General features: G+C 72.3%; 12 protein-coding genes and 1 tRNA gene. 9 read left to right on the top strand and 4 right to left on the bottom strand.

What is annotated here, in order from left to right:
- Positions 1–79: 79 nt before the first annotated feature.
- Positions 80–152: transfer RNA gene (locus EV386_RS13055), tRNA-Lys, on the bottom strand.
- Positions 153–361: 209 nt separating this feature from the next.
- Here EV386_RS13055 and EV386_RS13050 point away from each other — a divergent pair.
- The 6 genes from EV386_RS13050 to EV386_RS13025 all read left to right on the top strand — a co-directional run bounded on the left by EV386_RS13050 (position 362) and on the right by EV386_RS13025 (position 6,828).
- Positions 362–1,360 carry a LacI family DNA-binding transcriptional regulator gene (locus tag EV386_RS13050; protein WP_130415639.1) on the top strand — a complete coding sequence of 333 codons (999 nt, stop codon included), beginning with the start codon at positions 362–364 and terminating at the stop codon, positions 1,358–1,360.
- A 102-nt stretch (positions 1,361–1,462) separates the two neighbouring features.
- Entirely contained in the window at positions 1,463–2,860 is a 1,398-nt protein-coding gene (gene dcuC, locus EV386_RS13045) for a C4-dicarboxylate transporter DcuC (RefSeq protein ID WP_130415637.1), read from the top strand.
- Between the two features lies 1 nt (position 2,861).
- Positions 2,862–3,818, top strand: a complete 957-nt coding sequence (locus tag EV386_RS13040; RefSeq protein ID WP_130415635.1) for a nucleoside hydrolase — start codon at positions 2,862–2,864, stop codon at positions 3,816–3,818.
- The gene (locus EV386_RS13035; RefSeq protein WP_130415633.1) at positions 3,815–4,756 is read left to right on the top strand and encodes a ribokinase; all 942 of its coding nucleotides are present in this window, start codon (positions 3,815–3,817) and stop codon (positions 4,754–4,756) included. Before EV386_RS13040 ends, EV386_RS13035 begins: the two co-directional genes overlap by 4 nt.
- An 84-nt stretch (positions 4,757–4,840) precedes the next feature.
- Positions 4,841–5,335, top strand: coding sequence for an NUDIX domain-containing protein (locus EV386_RS13030; protein ID WP_130415631.1), 495 nt, complete (start codon positions 4,841–4,843; stop codon positions 5,333–5,335).
- Positions 5,336–5,667: 332 nt separating this feature from the next.
- Positions 5,668–6,828, top strand: a complete 1,161-nt coding sequence (locus EV386_RS13025; RefSeq protein ID WP_423218978.1) for a 3-deoxy-7-phosphoheptulonate synthase — start codon at positions 5,668–5,670, stop codon at positions 6,826–6,828.
- Positions 6,829–6,896: 68 nt separating this feature from the next.
- Here EV386_RS13025 and EV386_RS13020 read toward each other — a convergent pair whose 3' ends face one another.
- From EV386_RS13020 to EV386_RS13010, 3 genes are all read right to left on the bottom strand, one after another.
- On the bottom strand, positions 6,897–7,748 hold the full coding sequence (locus tag EV386_RS13020) for a hypothetical protein (protein ID WP_130415629.1): 852 nt from the start codon (positions 7,746–7,748) through the stop codon (positions 6,897–6,899).
- 116 nt (positions 7,749–7,864) lie between these two features.
- A complete protein-coding gene (locus EV386_RS13015; RefSeq protein WP_130415628.1) occupies positions 7,865–9,130 on the bottom strand; it encodes an NAD(P)/FAD-dependent oxidoreductase in 1,266 nt (421 codons plus the stop codon).
- Between the two features lie 109 nt (positions 9,131–9,239).
- Complete coding sequence (locus EV386_RS13010; RefSeq protein WP_130415626.1) at positions 9,240–9,755, bottom strand: winged helix-turn-helix transcriptional regulator; 516 nt, start codon at positions 9,753–9,755, stop codon at positions 9,240–9,242.
- Positions 9,756–9,879: 124 nt separating this feature from the next.
- Here EV386_RS13010 and EV386_RS13005 point away from each other — a divergent pair, with 124 nt between their 5' ends.
- The 3 genes from EV386_RS13005 to EV386_RS12995 all read left to right on the top strand — a co-directional run bounded on the left by EV386_RS13005 (position 9,880) and on the right by EV386_RS12995 (position 15,505).
- Positions 9,880–10,218, top strand: a complete 339-nt coding sequence (locus tag EV386_RS13005) for a nuclear transport factor 2 family protein (RefSeq protein ID WP_130415624.1) — start codon at positions 9,880–9,882, stop codon at positions 10,216–10,218.
- A 288-nt stretch (positions 10,219–10,506) separates the two neighbouring features.
- Positions 10,507–11,205, top strand: a complete 699-nt coding sequence (locus EV386_RS13000) for an RNA polymerase sigma factor (RefSeq protein WP_165399937.1) — start codon at positions 10,507–10,509, stop codon at positions 11,203–11,205.
- Positions 11,206–11,545: 340 nt separating this feature from the next.
- Complete coding sequence (locus EV386_RS12995) at positions 11,546–15,505, top strand: DUF7927 domain-containing protein (RefSeq protein WP_165399936.1); 3,960 nt, start codon at positions 11,546–11,548, stop codon at positions 15,503–15,505.
- The last annotated feature ends 43 nt before the right edge of the window (positions 15,506–15,548 follow it).

Genomic DNA, 15,548 nt, shown 5'->3' with positions numbered 1-15,548 from the left:
ACTCTCGCGGGCTTTGTCTGGCAAGAGTCTGATCGTGGGACGTTGGCTCGATCGCGCAACGCTCTGACCTGCATCTTTGTGCCCCGACAGGGGCTCGAACCCTGGACCCGCGGATTAAAAGTCCGCTGCTCTGCCAACTGAGCTATCGAGGCACCCCTGAGATTACGGCACGGTCGGTCCCTGGTGGGAGTCAGGCTCGCGCCGGAGGAGTCGATGGCGGCCCCCCTTCGGGTGCGATGGCGCCGAAGCGCGCCGAACGGGGCTCGGATCGTGCCGCACGGCCGTTGGGCGTCGGCGGAGTTGCTACGTTGAATCGGTTCCACGGCGCGACCGAGCCGGGCTGAGTGCGAAGGAGGACGCCGTGGTCGTCAAGATCCGTGACGTCGCCGCGGCCGCCGGCGTCTCGGTCGGCACCGCGTCGCGCGTGCTCTCCGGGCATCCCGCCACGTCGGAGAGCTCACGCCGGCGGGTCACCGAGGCGGCGTCGGCGCTCGGCTACCGGCTCAACGCCCAGGCGCGCTCGCTGCGCAAGCCGCACGCGGACACGCTCGGCCTGCTCGTCTCCGACATCCGCAACCCGTTCTTCGCCGACATCGCCCAGAGCGCCGAGCGGCAGGCCCTCGCGGCCGGGCTCGCGACGCTCCTCGGCAACGCGAACGAGTCGACCGAGCAGCAGGACCACTACCTCGATCTGCTGTACTCCCATCGCGTGGCGGGGATGATCGTCGCCCCGCAGGGAGACGGCGGCGGGTCGCTCGGGGAGCTGCTCGCACTCGGGGTCCCCATCGTCTTCGTCGACCGGACCATCGACGGCGTCGACGTGCCTTCCGTCACGTCCGACAACGGCGCGGGCGTCGCCGCGGCGGTGTCACACCTCGCCGACCTCGGGCATCGACGCGTGGGCATCGTCGCCGGGCCGCCGCAGACCTCGACCGGGCGCGAGCGGCTGGACGCCTACCGCGCCGCGGTCGCCGAGTGCGGCCTCGACAGCGACCCGGAGCTGGTCGCGACGGGCGACTTCCAGGCGGACAGCGGCGCCCGCGGCGCCGCGGCGCTGCTCGACCTGCCCGACGCTCCGACGGCCATCCTCGCGGCTGACTCGCTGATGACCTTCGGGGTGCTCGACGTGCTGCGCGAACGGGGCATCGCCGTCGGGCGCGATCTGTCGGTGATCGGGTACGACGACGTCGCCGCGTATCGCTGGCTGCGCCCCGCGCTGACCGTCATCACTCACGACCCGGCGCGCATGGGCTCGCTCGCGGTCGACATCATCCTCGATATCCTCGCCGGCCGCCCTGCGTCGTCCGTCGTGCTCGAGTCCGCCCTGGTGGTGCGTGAGTCCACCGGGCCCGCCGCATGACGCGCCTCCCCTGACGGAGGCGTTCCCCCGCGTCAAGACAGGTTTCCGACCTGGCGCGGCGTCGTGCGCTCGTCATGGAATCGGTTACACGAAAGGGCCGAAGTGATTCTCGAAAGTCTCCTCGCCGTCTCCGGCATCCTGCTGGTCGGCGTGCTCATGCACAAGAAGGTCAACGCGACAGTCGCCCTGTTCGCGGGCGGCCTGCTCATCCTCATGGTCGCGCCCGTGCTCGGTCACACCGGCACGGGCTCGTACGAGATCGCCGCGACGGGCAACGCCTGGCTCGATCAGTTCGGGTACGTCGCCGCGATCCTGTCCCGCACCACCGCCGGAATCGGCATGATCATCATGGTGCTGTTCGGGTTCTCGGCCTACATGTCGCACATCGGGGCGAACCAGATGGCCACGACGATCCTGACCAGACCACTGCTCAAGATCAAGGTCACCTACCTGCTGGTGCCGCTCGTGTTCTGGGTCGGCAACCTCATGTCGCTCGCGGTGCCGTCCGCGTCAGCGCTCGCCGTGCTGCTCATCGCGACGCTGCTGCCCGCCATGGTGGGCGCGGGCATCAAGCCCATCACCGCCGCCGCGGTCATCGCGACGACGGCGACGATCATGCCGACCCCGCTCGGCGCCGACAACATCATCGCCGCCGAGCGCCTCGGCATCGCGCTCGACCACTATGTGTTCGGCATGCACGCCCTGATCTCGATCCCCACGCTCATCGTGATGGGCGTCGCGCACTACTTCTGGCAGCGCTACATGGACCGGCGCACGGCCGCCCGCGGCGGTGACTTCGGCGTCGTCGACGTGATGGCCGGGAACGCCAGCCAGGAGCAGGCGCCGTCGGCGCCGTCGTGGTACGCCATCCTGCCCGTGCTGCCGCTGCTGTTCGTGCTCATCCCGTTCCTGCTGCGCCAGTTCACCTCGATCGACCTGAGCGCCGAGCTCATCCCGGTCACCCTGCTCTCGGTGCTCATCGCCGCGACGGCCGAGATGATCCGTCGCCGCTCGGTCCGCGCCCGCCTGGAGGACATCATGGTGTTCTTCAAGGGCATGGGCACCGGGTTCGGCGTCGTCGTCGCCCTGGTGGTCGCGGCCAACGTGCTGGTCGAGGGCATCATCCAGATCGGCGTGGTGTCCGCGCTGTCCGACGCCGTCGCCCACCTCGACTCGGTCGCGCTCGTGCTCTTCCTCGGGTTCGCCGGCGCGATGCTGCTGCTCGCGCTGTTGACCGGTGGTGTGGCGCCGTTCTACTCGCTCGTCGAGATCGCCCCCAAGGTCGCGGAGGCGACCGGCGTCAACGGCGCGCTGCTCATCCTGCCCATGCAGTTCGTCGGCAACCTCACGCGCGCGATGTCGCCCGTCGCCGCGGTCGTGCTCATCGTGTGCGGCGCGGTCAAGGTGTCGGTCGGCCAGCTCATCGCGCGCACGTGCGTGCCGATGGCCGTGGGGATCGTCATGTCCATGGTCATGACCTGGTTCATCGTGGGGGCGTGAGATGAGACGCCTGTGGATGGACTGTGACACCGGGTTCGACGACGCGCTGGCCATGATCGTGGTCTCGCGCGCGACGGACTACCACCTCGTGGGGATCTCGACCGTCGTCGGGAACACGAGCCTGGAGAACACCACCGCCAACACCCTCGCCGTCGTCGAGGCGTTCGGGATCGAGGCGCCCGTCTACCGCGGCGCCGCCAAACCGCTCGCGCAGGACCCCCAGACCATCGAGGACCTGCTCGGCGGGGCCGCGATGGGCACCGTGGGCCGCGCGTTCCCGCCCGCCGCCCGGCGCACGGTCGAGCCGCTCGACGCGATCAGCGCGCTGGTGCGCGCACTTGAGGCGGGCCCCCTGACGATCCTGGGGACAGGGCCGCTGACCAACATCGCCATGGCGCTCAACCTGCGCCCGGACCTCGCCGACCGCGTCGAGCGTCTGGTGTTCATGGGCGGGTCGGCCACGACGGGCAACCACACCGCGGCGGCCGAGTTCAACACCTTCGCGGACCCGGAGTCGCTCGACGCCGTGCTGCGCTCGGGCATCCCGATCGAGATGTTCGGGCTCAACGTGACCCGCCAGGTGCCGATCCGGACCGCCGAGGAGGACGCGTTGCGCGCCTCGGGCCAGCCGCACGCGGCGCTGCTGGCGGATCACGTCGGGTTCTACCTGCGCATGATCGACAAGGTCACCCCGCGCCCCATGGCACTGCACGACCCCACGGCCGCCGCCTACCTCGCATGGCCGCAGCTGTTCGAGTTGCAGGATGTGCGTATGGCCGTCGAACTGCACGGGACGCACACCCGCGGTGAGACCGTCTGCGAGTTCCGCGTGCCGCGCAAGGGTCAGCCCAACGCGCGTGCCGCGGTCTGCGCCGACGGCGAGGAGGTCATGCGCCGTGTGCTCGACGTGCTCCTGGGCGCGCGGTGGGCGCCGGACGGCCAGGAGGAGGCGACATGAGCGTCGTCGTGGTCGGCTCGGTCAACGCAGACCTCGTCACACGCGTGACCGCGCATCCGGCCCCCGGGCAGACCGTCGCCGGTCAGTCGATGGCCGTGCTCGCGGGCGGGAAGGGCGCCAACCAGGCGGTCGCGGCGGCCCGGCTGGGCGCGCGAGTGGCGTTCGTCGGCGCGGTCGGCGACGACGAGTTCGCCGACGTCGCCACGAGCACGCTGCGCACCAGCGGGATCGACCTGTCCGGGCTGCGCGTGGTCGCCGGCCCGACCGGGCTCGCGCTCATCACGGTCTCGGCCGACGGCGAGAACACCATCGTGGTCGTCCCCGGGGCCAACGCCGCGGTCGACGACGCCGCGGTGGCCGCGAACGCCGCGGCCATCGCGTCCGCCGACGTGGTGCTGCTCCAGGGGGAGATCCCCACGTCCGGGGTCGAGGCCGCCGCCCGCGCCGCCGCCGCCCGCGTGGTGCTCAACCTCGCGCCCGTGGTCGACCTCGACCCGGACGTGCTGCGCCTCGCGGACCCGCTCGTGGTCAACGAGCACGAGGCCCGCGGCGCCCTGGCGCTCCTGGGCGCGCCGCCCGACGCGGGTGACCTCCAGGACGTCGCGGCGGCGCTGGTCCGGGCCGGGGTGCGCTCGGTCGTGGTCACGCTCGGCGCCGTCGGCGCGCTCGTCGCCACGCCGTGCGCGACGGCGCAGGCGGGGCCGCCCGACGTCGTCGCCATCCCCGCCCCGCGCGTGTCGGCCCTCGACACCACGGGCGCGGGTGACGCGTTCGTCGGCGCGCTCGTGCAGCGGCTCGCCGCCGGGGTGGGCCTCGTCGACGCGGCGCGGTTCGCCGCACGGGTGGGCGCCTACGCCGTGACCGGCGCGGGCGCGCAGGCCTCCTACCCCGACGCCGCGACTCCACTGCCCGCCGTGGGGGACGAGACGGCGCGCTGAGCCCGACGGCGCGGGTCCCCCGTGGACCCGCGCCGTCGCCGCGGCGTCGGGCCCCGCGCCCGCCGGACGCTTAGGCTCAGGCTCATGCCGATCCCTCCCTACGTCGCGGGGCTGCGCGAGCGCGTGGGCGCCGACCTGCTCTGGCTGCCCGGCGTGACCGCCGTCGTGCGCGACGACGACGGGCTGCTGCTGCTCGCCCAGCGCGTGGACTCGGGGCTGTGGGCCCTGATCAGCGGCTTTGTCGACCCCGGTGAGGAGCCCGGGATCGCGGTCGCGCGCGAGGTCGCCGAGGAGGCGGGCGTCGCCGTCGTCGTCGAGGCGCTCGCGGCCGTGTCGACCACCGACGAGATCGAGTACGCGAACGGCGACCGGTCGGTGTACCTCGACCTGCTGTTCACCGCGCGCCCGGCCTCCCCGCAGGCCGCGGCCGCGGCGCACGTGGGCGACGACGAGAACCTCGCCGTCGGCTGGTTCGCGCGCGACGCGCTGCCCGCCGACCTGCAGCCGTCGACGCGCGAGCGGCTCGCGCTCCTGGACGCGTTCGAGGCGGGCGGCGGGGCCGCCGTGTTCCGCGCTTGAGGGCCGCGCCCCGCGCGTGAGGGCCGCGCCCCGCGCTGATCGTGTGACTCGCATCGTGGACACGGGTTTGGCCCGCGCGCAGGCGTGGCGTACCGTCGACGTCGTGAACACCCGTTGGTATTGGCGCTTTACGCCGGCTCCGTGTGGAGCGTGGCGGGCGAACGCCTGACCAACGAACCCACCGGAGCCAGCACAGGCCTTCGACGCGCGGCGTCGAGGGCCTTCGTCGTGAGACGAGGCGCTCCGGTCGCCGCTCGGGATCACCCGGGCATGCGGGAGGGCCGGTCACGACAAGCGCCCCGCCCGACCCGGAATCCAGGAGCCACGCACTCATGACGATGAGCCAGACCGTCACCAGCGATAGCCTTGCCGACGCCCCGGGCGCGACCGACGCGTCCGACCTGCGGAAGGCTGAGCTGTTGGCCGAGACCTCCGACCTGCGCATCCGCGCGCTCGACGCGCTGCCCGCCCCGCGCGCCGTGCGTCTGGCGCAGCCGCTGGGCACCGAGCGCAGCGACCTCGTCACGACGTCGCGCCGTGAGGTGCGTGACGTGCTGCGCGGCGAGGACGACCGCCTGCTCGCGATCGTCGGCCCGTGCTCGGTGCACGACCCCGCGGCGGCGCTCGACTACGCCGCGCGCCTGGCGCCGCTGGCGCGGGAGCTCGCCGACGACCTCGTCGTCGTCATGCGCGTCTACTTCGAGAAGCCGCGCACCACTGTGGGGTGGAAGGGCCTCATCAACGACCCGCACTTGGACGGCACTCACGACGTGCGCCACGGCCTGCGCCTGGCGCGCGAGGTGCTGCTCGGCGTGCTCGACGCCGGAGTGCCCGCCGCGACCGAGTTCCTCGAGCCCACCAGCCCGCAGTACATCGCCGACGCCGTGACCTGGGGCGCGATCGGCGCCCGCAACGCCGAGTCGCAGGTGCACCGCCAGCTCGCGTCGGGCCTGTCGATGCCCGTCGGGTTCAAGAACGCGACCGACGGCGACGTGCAGATCGCCGTCGACGGCTGCGTCACCGCGGCGAGCGAGCACACGTTCTTCGGCGCCGACTCCGAGGGCCGCGCGGCCGCCGTCGAGACGGCCGGCAACCCCGACTGCCACGTCATCCTGCGCGGGGGGCGCGGCGGGCCCAACTACTCGCCGCAGGACGTCGCGGCGGCGCTCGATGTCGCGGCGCGCTCGGGGCTGGGCGGCGCGGTCGAGGCCGGTGTCATCGTCGACGCCTCGCACGGCAACTCGGGCAAGGACCATGTGCGCCAGGCCGCCGTCGTGCGCGAGATCGCCGAGCGGCTGGCACAGGGCGAGCACGGCATCACAGGCCTGATGATGGAGAGCTTCCTGGTCGGGGGAGCGCAGGCGCCCGGCCCGCTCGACACGCTCGTCTACGGCCAGTCGGTCACGGACAAGTGCATGGACTGGGACACCACCGAGGGCCTGCTGCGCGAGCTGGCGACGTCGGTCCGCGCGCGCCGCTCGACGATCCGCTGACGAACGTCCCGCAATGTCGGCCTCCGGGTCCCCATGGCTGACGTTGCGGGACGCTCGCCAGCACGTGCTCAGCCGTCGAGGTGGAGGGCGAGGGGGCGGGTCTGCGGACGGGGGCGCCAAGACGCTGCGCGCAGGTCGCGCGCGACGGCGGCGGCCAGCTCGCCGTTCCAGGCCTCACGGCCGGTGAACCGTCGCAGCACCGTGCGGCGAGTGTCGAGCAGGTTCTGCCGTCTGCGGTCGCGGAACTGCGCCTCGGGCGTGGAGTGGACGTCGCGCCCGTCGACCTCGACGAGCAGCCAACCGCCGTCGCTCAGGAGCCACGCGAGGTCGACGCGCGCGACGACTCGGCCACCCGACCCGACGACGGGGAGCTGGAGGACGTCAGGCGCGATGCCGAGGCGGAGGCACCCGGCCCGCGCCCAGCTCTCGGCGGGCGACTCGGCACGCGCGTCGGCCCACCCCCACCACGCGTGGGTGCGCGCCACGCCACGCCGACCCGCCGCCGCGGCGTGTGCGCGAGCGACGCCGTCCTGCGTGATCAGCCCTTGGTGCAGTGCCGAGTCGAGGAGTGCGAGCGCGTGCCGTTGCCCGAGTCGCGGCACCGCCTGCGCGAGCGCGTCCTCGACCGTCGCGACCGGGATGCCGTCGATGATGTTCCAGCGTCTGAGCGGTAGGCGGCGGACGAGGACCGGGCCGCCGCCGATCCGTGACGAGCCGTCCGGGAGGGTGACCTCCGGCGGCGCCTCGGTGGGCGCCCCGGCCACGCCGTGCAGGATGAGCGCGCTCACACCGACGGCGACGGCGCCGGGAAACGCGAGCGGGCCGAGCAGCGCCGCCCGTTGTCGGCGCTGGTCATAGCGGTCACCGGGGCCGGCGTCGCCCGTGTCGTACACGCCGCGCGCGGCACGTGGAACACTCAACCCCGTCTCGCCACCCCCGCCCGCCCCTCATCCACAGGACCCCCGCGGGCGCCGTTCGAGCGTCCCGGAACGTCGGCTTCCCGGTCCCGGATGCCGACGTTCCGGGACGCTCGACGTCAGACGAACGACGTCAGCGCCGCGCGGGTCGGTGGGGTTGCTGCGCGGATCATGCGCTCGACCTCGGGCATGCGGTCCCAGACGTTCAGGCCCATGCCGGCCTGGACGGCGCCGCCGCGCAGCCAGAAGGCGAAGGCCTCGCCGTCGTCGACCGAGCCGCTGACCACGACCTCGTCGTAGCCGCCCGGCCCGTCGACGAACCCCGTGTACTCCATGCCCAGGTCGTACTGGTCGGAGTAGAAGTACGGCAGGACGTCGTAGGCGTCGCCCGCGCCGAGCATCGCGCGCGCCGCGTGCGGGCCCGAGTCGTTGGCGCGCGCCCAGTGCTCGACGCGCAGCGGCCGGCCGTACGTCGCCGACGGGATCGACGCGATGTCACCGGCCGCCCAGATGTCCGGGTGGGTGGTGCGCAGGGTCGCGTCGACGACGACGCCGCCCCCCTCGGCGGCCGGGCGTAGCGACAGTCCGGCGCTCGCGGCGAGTCCCACGTTGGGTGAGGCGCCCACGCCGATGACGACGGCCTCGGCATCGACGTGCGAGCCGTCGGCCAGGTCGACGCCGGTCACGCGCCCGCCCTGCCCGGTGAGCCCGACGACGTCGGCGCGCCGCCGCAGCCGCACCCCGTGCCGCTCGTGCGCCCGCGCGTAGACCTCGCCCATCTCGGGGCCGAGGACGCGGCTGAGGGGGTGCGCGGACCGGCCGATGACGGTCACCTCCAGCCCGAGCTGCCGCGCCGAGGCCGCGACCTCGAGTCCGATCCACCCGTCGCCGATGACCGCGACGCTCACGGCGCCCTCGCGCGGACCTGTGCCGTCGACGCCGTCGAGCGCCGAGCGCAACAGCACCCCGGCGAGCCGGTCGGCGTCGTCGAGCGTGCGCAGCAGGTGCACCCCGCGCAGGTCGACGCCGGGGATGGGCAGCGTGCGCGGCGTCGAGCCGGTGGCGAGCAGGAGCTTCCCGAACGGCAGCGTGCTCCCGTCGGCGAGCGTGACGCGGTGGTCGTCGGGCGCGAGTCCGACGGCGGTGGCGTGCGTGCGCACCTCGACGTCGTGGCTGCGGTACCAGTCGTCGTCGAAGGGGAACATGGCGCCGCGCTCGCCATGCCCGCGCAGGTAGTCCTTGGACAGCGGGGGGCGCTCGTAGGGCAGGTGCGGCTCGCTCGTCACGATGACCAGGTCGCCGTCGTAGCCCTCCTCGCGCAGCGTCGAGACGGCACGGGCGGCGGCGAGCCCGCCACCGACGACGACGATCGGTTCCGCGGTCATACAGGCCTCCGAAGGCGTGGAGCGGTGGGGCGGTTCCCGACGATCCTGCCCGCACCGGCGGCGCCCGCGCGAGGGGGCACGTCGAGTGCGGGCGAAGGTGTGGCAGGCGTCACGGTACGGCGTGCTCGGGGCGGGCGGAGCCGTCGTGGTCTGTGTACCGGCGTCGCATGGCGTCGCTCGCCGCGGGGCCGGCCGTGAAGGCGAAGTGCTCCGCGTCGACGCGGTCGCCGCTGACGGGGTCGATGACCTGCGGCTCAACCTCGCGCCCGGTGCGGGTGTCGACCAGGATCATCTGCCGGTCCTGCGCCGCCAGTTGGGCGTTGCGCCACGCGGCCATCGCCACGAGCACGGGGCGTAGTGACCGGCCGAGGTCGGTGAGCACGTACTCGTAGCGGGCGGGCTTGGTTTGGTAGAGGCTCCGCTCCAGGACGCCGCGCTCGACGAGCGTGGTCAGGCGTGAGGTGAGCACGCTGGACGACAGGCCGATATTCGACTGGAACTCGTCGAAGCGCGAGTAGCCGTCGAAGCAGTCGTGCAGGATCAGGATCGTCCACCACTCGCCGACGTAGGAGAGCGCGGCGGACAGCGGGCAGCCACGGTCCTCGATCCGGATCTTGGCGACCATCGCCCCGCTCCTTCCTTGACCGCCCGGGCCCCGATCGCGCCCGGGTCGATGGTCTCGCTCGTTGCGCGGGTCTGCGGTCGAGCATACAGTGACTGCGATAGTAGAAGTTACTCAAGGAGCGCCCATGAGCCACGACACGACCCGCCCGCACCCCGACGTCCCGGCGAGCATGCGCGTCTTCCTCGACCGTCACACCGGCTCGCCGACGCCGCAGCTGCTGGACGCGTTCGCCGAGGGCGCCGTGGTCCGCGACGAGGGGCGCACCATGACGGGCCGTGACGCGATCGAGGCGTGGCTGCGGGGCACGTCGACGGCGTACACCTACACCATCACGGTGACGGGACACGTCGTCGGCCACGTGTACGCGCGACTGGAGGGCGACTTCCCGGGCGGCGTCGCCGACCTCGACTTCGCGTACGAGACCGACGCCGCCGGGCGGATCGCGCGCTTGGTGATCTCCTGACGGCCGAGTGCGCCCGTCCCCCTGAGAGCGCGGGCGATCTGGCGTCGCGCCCTCGACACCTCCTGCCGACGCACCGAGAGCCCGCGCGCCCCTGGGGAAGTCCCTAGGGCAGCGCGCGCCATGCGCCGCGTCGCGCGTGACGCCGCCCGATGCTGGGTCTCAGGCGAACACCCGCCGCAACCGTCACAGAACAGGGTGGGGCGCGACCAGCAGTCGGCCCGGCCCCCTCATACGCGTCACGCACACCCGTCGCAGAGTCGCGCGGGTTCGACGCATCGTGACCGTGTCATGGGCGACACGGTGCTGCGCGCACACATCTCGGGCTGCCCGGCCCTGGAGGCAGAAGGCGAGTCACTCATGTTGGTGGACTCTGGGCTGGTCCCCGTCGACGACCCCCCGCCCGGGGTGGCCCTGACGGACGTCGAACTCGTGGAGCGTGTCCGGCGGGGCGACGACGAGGCGATGGGCGAACTGTGGAGGCGGTGGTCGCACGCTGCGGTCTGCATGGCCCACCACATCACCGACCGTTTCGAGGCTGAGGACCTCGCCGCCGAGGCATTCGTCCGCATCCTCCACGCGATCTGCGCAGGCGCCGGGCCCAGCGAGGGGTTCGGGCCGTATCTGTACGCCACCGTGCGCTGCGTCAGCATGAACTGGCACCGGGATCGGGACCGTCTGGCGGTCATCCGCGATCCTGTGGAGGACTTGGCCGAGGTCGTGGGCTCCGAGGTGGCGCTCGACGACGAGTGCGCCGACCGGCTCCAGGTCAGGACCATATTCGCGTCGCTGCGGCCGCAGTGGCGCGAGGTGCTGTGGCTCACCGGGGTCGAGGGGCTCACACCGCGCGATGTCGCCCCGATCCTGGGCATCTCGCCGAACGCCGTGAGCGCGCTGCGACACCGGGCGAGCAGCGCCTTCGCCGACGCGTGGCAATCAGCCGCGGCAGACCAGGAGAGAGCCGCCGCGACCTGCTCGCGAGGCCAATGAGTCTCGGGCGTCACCGTGGTCGCTGGGCCGTGTGACGCAGCACATAGCGCCATGGCCCGTCATGGACGGGTCGTCGTGGTGTCCAGCGAGGCAAATGTCGGTACCCCGGCGTCAGCGAGTGCTCGACGACCGGGCAGGCACGGGGAGTCGCGCCATGTCCTCCAACTCATCGCCCGGAACACGCCGGAGTCTCAGGTCGGGGCACGGAAGCCCGCCTGCGCGTCGCAGAGCCGAGGTCCAGCGCAGACTAGCCGCCTGGGTCAGCGCCCTCGCCGTCGCGGTCGCGTCGCTGGTCGCTCCAGCGGTCGGGTCGGCGATCGCGGCGACGGCGCAGGCGCCGATGGCGGACTCCGTTCCGCAGGTCCCGCCAGACCTGCGGCCCGGGGTTCCTCACGACCCAGCGCTCATCTATCAGGAGGACTTCTCCTCCGGGACGCCGAAGGTCGGCCCGGACGTCAACTCGGTCTCGCTGGCGGCCTACACCGGTCTGGGCCTCGCGGCGCCGTACACGGCGGCTGAGGCGTGGCTGCCTGGATGGAAAGCCTGCAACGGGCACATCCTCAACGCCGAGTCAGCCCAGCCTTCGGACCCGGGCTGCGTTGCGAACGGCGGCCTGGACAAGAACGGCGGAAGCGGCGCGGTGCAGCACGCCGCATGGTTCTACCTCCGGTACATGGCCTACGCCCTCGGGCTCGCCCAGGGGCAGGCGCATGAGGGCGCGCTGGCGAACAACGCGGTGGCCAGCGAGACCAACGGTGGAGACCCGCAGCCCGCGGGCGTGCAGTTGGCCGCAGACTTCGGCGGCGGGCTGACGACGCAGGCGGGGCACTACTACACCGCCTCGGCGTACTTCGCCGCGATGCACTGCCGTGCTGACTCCGCTCTCGGCTGGAACGACCCGAAGCAGTCGTTCACACTGATCCTCGAAGACGGGTCGCGGAAGCTCGTCGGAGTGGACCTCAACCCGTGCGACTCCGCGTTCGGCATCGCCGGCTTCAACCCGTACAACGCGAAGCACCCCACGGTCGCAGCGAACAACAACGTGGGAAGCGTCTACGTCTCCAAGGTCGTCGCCCCGAAGCCGGTGCTGCTGACCGAGGGCAACACGATCGTCGGGCTGGAGATCGCCAACGCGACGAACAAGAGCCTCGGCAACGACCTCGCGTTCGACCTTCCGACCATCTTCGACGTGACCCCGCGCATCGACGCCGAGTTTGGCGACGCCGAGATCGTGTTGGACGAGGAGAGCACCCTCACCTTCACGATCACCAACACCTCCGATCTGGACGCCAAGGAGCGGTGGTCGTTCACCGACGGTCTGCCCGACGGCGTCCGGTTGGCGGGCGACCCGAACATGCGGACCACGTGCGAGGCCGTCGACCTGGAGTCCGGGAACTCCGGGACGCTGACGGTCACGGGCGACCTGCCCCAGGGAGAGGCCTTCTGCACGGTCACTGTGGACGTCGTCGGGACCGAGGTCGGAACGTGGCCGGACCCGCTCGACGGGCTCGACCGGCACGGCCTGGTCAAAGGCAACACCGATCCGAGCATCGACGTGGTGCGGCCCGCGCTGACTCTGGTGAAGTCGACCGAGGCGACCCAGGCGCGCGTCGGTGAGGAGATCACCTACGCGTTCGAGGTGACCAACACCGGCACGGTGGAGCTCACCGACGTCACCGTGGTCGACGACAACGGCGACGTGCAGGTGCAGGGGGACCCGGTCACCCTGGCGCCCGGGGAGAAGCACACGTTCACCGGGACCTGGGTGATCCCCGGGGACGAGGTGAGCGACTACTCGGTCGACAACTCAGCCACCGCCACCGGCGTCTACCAGGAGCACACGGTGACGGACGAGTCGGCCGTCTCGATCCCGGCGTACGTCACCATCACCGCGGAGTACGTCGACGAGTACGGCAGGCCGGTCCACGATCCCACGCTGGTCTACGACGACAAGATGGGCGAGGACTACGCGTCGTCGCCGCTCGACGTGCCCGGCTACACCTTCTCGAAGGTCAAGGACGGATCGCTGCCACAGGAGGGCGTCGCCGAGTCTGACGGCGTCATCACCTACGTGTACACGCGGGTCCCCGGGTACATGTCAGCGGGATATGTGTTCACCAAGGAGGCCGAGCCGCCGACGGGCGCCGAGGTCCTGCCCGGCGACCTCGTGACGTACACGCTCACCGGGGCCAACACGGGCGACGTGCCGCTGTTGGTGACGGTCGACGACGACCTGTCTGGTGTGCTCGCGCACGCCAGCGCCGCGGGCATGGTCGTCGTGACGCTCGGGCCCGATGGGTCCCAGGTCGAGGTGGGCAGGTTCGCCGTGAGCGACGCGACCGTCGCGTGGACCGGTACGGTCCCCGCGGGCGAGTCCGTGACGATCACCTACCAGGTGCGCGTCGACGACGGCGCCTGGGGCGTGGAGCTCACCAACACCGCCGACTCCACGGCGACCCCCGAGGAGGGCGACCGGATCACGGCGCCCCGAGAGGAGACTCGGCACGTCACTCCCGCGGGGCCGGCCTTCGACCTCGCCAAGGAGGCGAGCCCGGCCTCTGGCAGCGTCGTGCTGCCGGGGGACACGGTGGCCTACACGCTGACGGGGACCAACGCCGGCGGCGTGACCAGCTCGGTGACGGTCACTGACGACCTGTCTGGCCTGCTCGCTCACGCGGATCTCGTCGGCTCGATCACGGCGACCGTCAGTGGGGTCCCGGTCGCGGCGCCGACGCTGGTCGCCGACGTCCTGACCTGGACCGGATCGGTCGGCCCGGAGCAGACGGTGGTCATCACCTACGAGGTGACCGTCAAGGCCGACGCCTGGGGCGTGACGCTGGTGAACCTCGCGTCGGCGACGACTACACCGTCGCGCGGTGACCCGATGTCCACGGACGAGGTGTCGACCGATCACGCGACGCCCGGCTACGCCTTCGAGAAGACCGCGAGCCCGGGCACGGGCGACACCGTCCAGGTGGGCGATCGCGTCACCTACACCCTCACCGGAGCCAACTTCGGGCAGACGGCCCTGGACCCGGTGACCATCACCGACGACCTCACGCAGGTGTTGGCGTACGCGACGCTGGTGGACGGGTCGCTGACCGCCGCCATCGACGGGGCGACGGCCGCGTCCGCTCCGGTGCTGTCCGGAACGTCGTTGACCTGGACCGGAAGCCTTCAAGCCGGCCAGATCGTCGAGGTGAGCTACACGGTGGTCGTCGCGGACGGAAGCGAGGGTGAGGTCCTGCGGAACGTCGCCTTCAGCGAGGTCACCCCGCCCGACTCCGAAACGCCGATCGGGACGCCGGAGGAGGAGACCACCCACGAGGTGCGCGGCTACCTGTTCACGAAGGAGGCGCAGCCGGCGTCCGGCACGGCAGTCATGCCCGGGCAGACGGTCGACTACACGCTCACGGGGACGAACACGGGCGCGGTGACCCTGGACCCGGTGCGGATCGCCGACGACCTGTCGAAGGTGCTCGCGTACGCCGACCTGGTCGGCGCGCCTGTGGCCACCATCGAGGGTGTGGGCTCCGTTCCCGCGCCGCGGGTCGACGGCGCCAACCTGACCTGGTCCGGGGCGCTCGAGCCCGGGCAGGTCGTGCGGGTGGCCTACCAGGTGCGCGTCCACGACGACGCCTGGGGCGTGACGCTCACCAACCATGCGACGTCGAGTTCGACGCCGCCGTCCGGCTCCCCGGCGCCGTCACCTGACGTCGTCACCGAGCATCCGACTCCGGGGTACGAGTTCGCGAAGACCGCCGACCCGGCGTCGGGGACCGCGGTGCCGGTGGGCGCCACGGTGACCTTCACGCTCACGGGGTCGAACACGGGTCCGGTGGCGCTCCTCCCGGCGACCATCACCGACGACCTGTCGGGGGTCCTGCGCCACGCGCGGCTCGTCTCGGGCTCGCTCGACGCGTCCATCGACGGAGTCGATGACATCCCGGAGCCCACGATCGACGGTGGCACGCTGACCTGGACGGGTCCGCTGGAGCCTGGCCAGGTGGTGAGGGTGACCTACCAGGTCACGGTGGTCGACGGCGGCGCAGACGCGACGCTGGAGAACGTCGCGGCCCTGACGGGCACGCTGCCCACGGGCGGCGAGGTGCCGGGCGCGTCCGCCCGGACCGAGCACCCGGTGACCGTCCCGCCTGAGGCGCCGGACGTCGTGACGCGTGTGATCCGCGCGCTGCCGCGCACGGGCGCAGAGGTCGCGGCAAGCCTCGGCGCGCTGGTCGCCCTCGTCGGGTGCGGGACCTGGCTCGTCGTCGGTAGCCGACGCCGGCGGCGCGGCTGACCTCACCCGACCCGTCGGCGCTCTCCCCACTCGCGGGGAGGGC

It is taken from the genome of Xylanimonas ulmi (genome assembly GCF_004216535.1).
Taxonomy (GTDB): domain Bacteria; phylum Actinomycetota; class Actinomycetes; order Actinomycetales; family Cellulomonadaceae; genus Xylanimonas; species Xylanimonas ulmi.
This window is presented reverse-complemented; position numbering and strand designations above follow the sequence as displayed.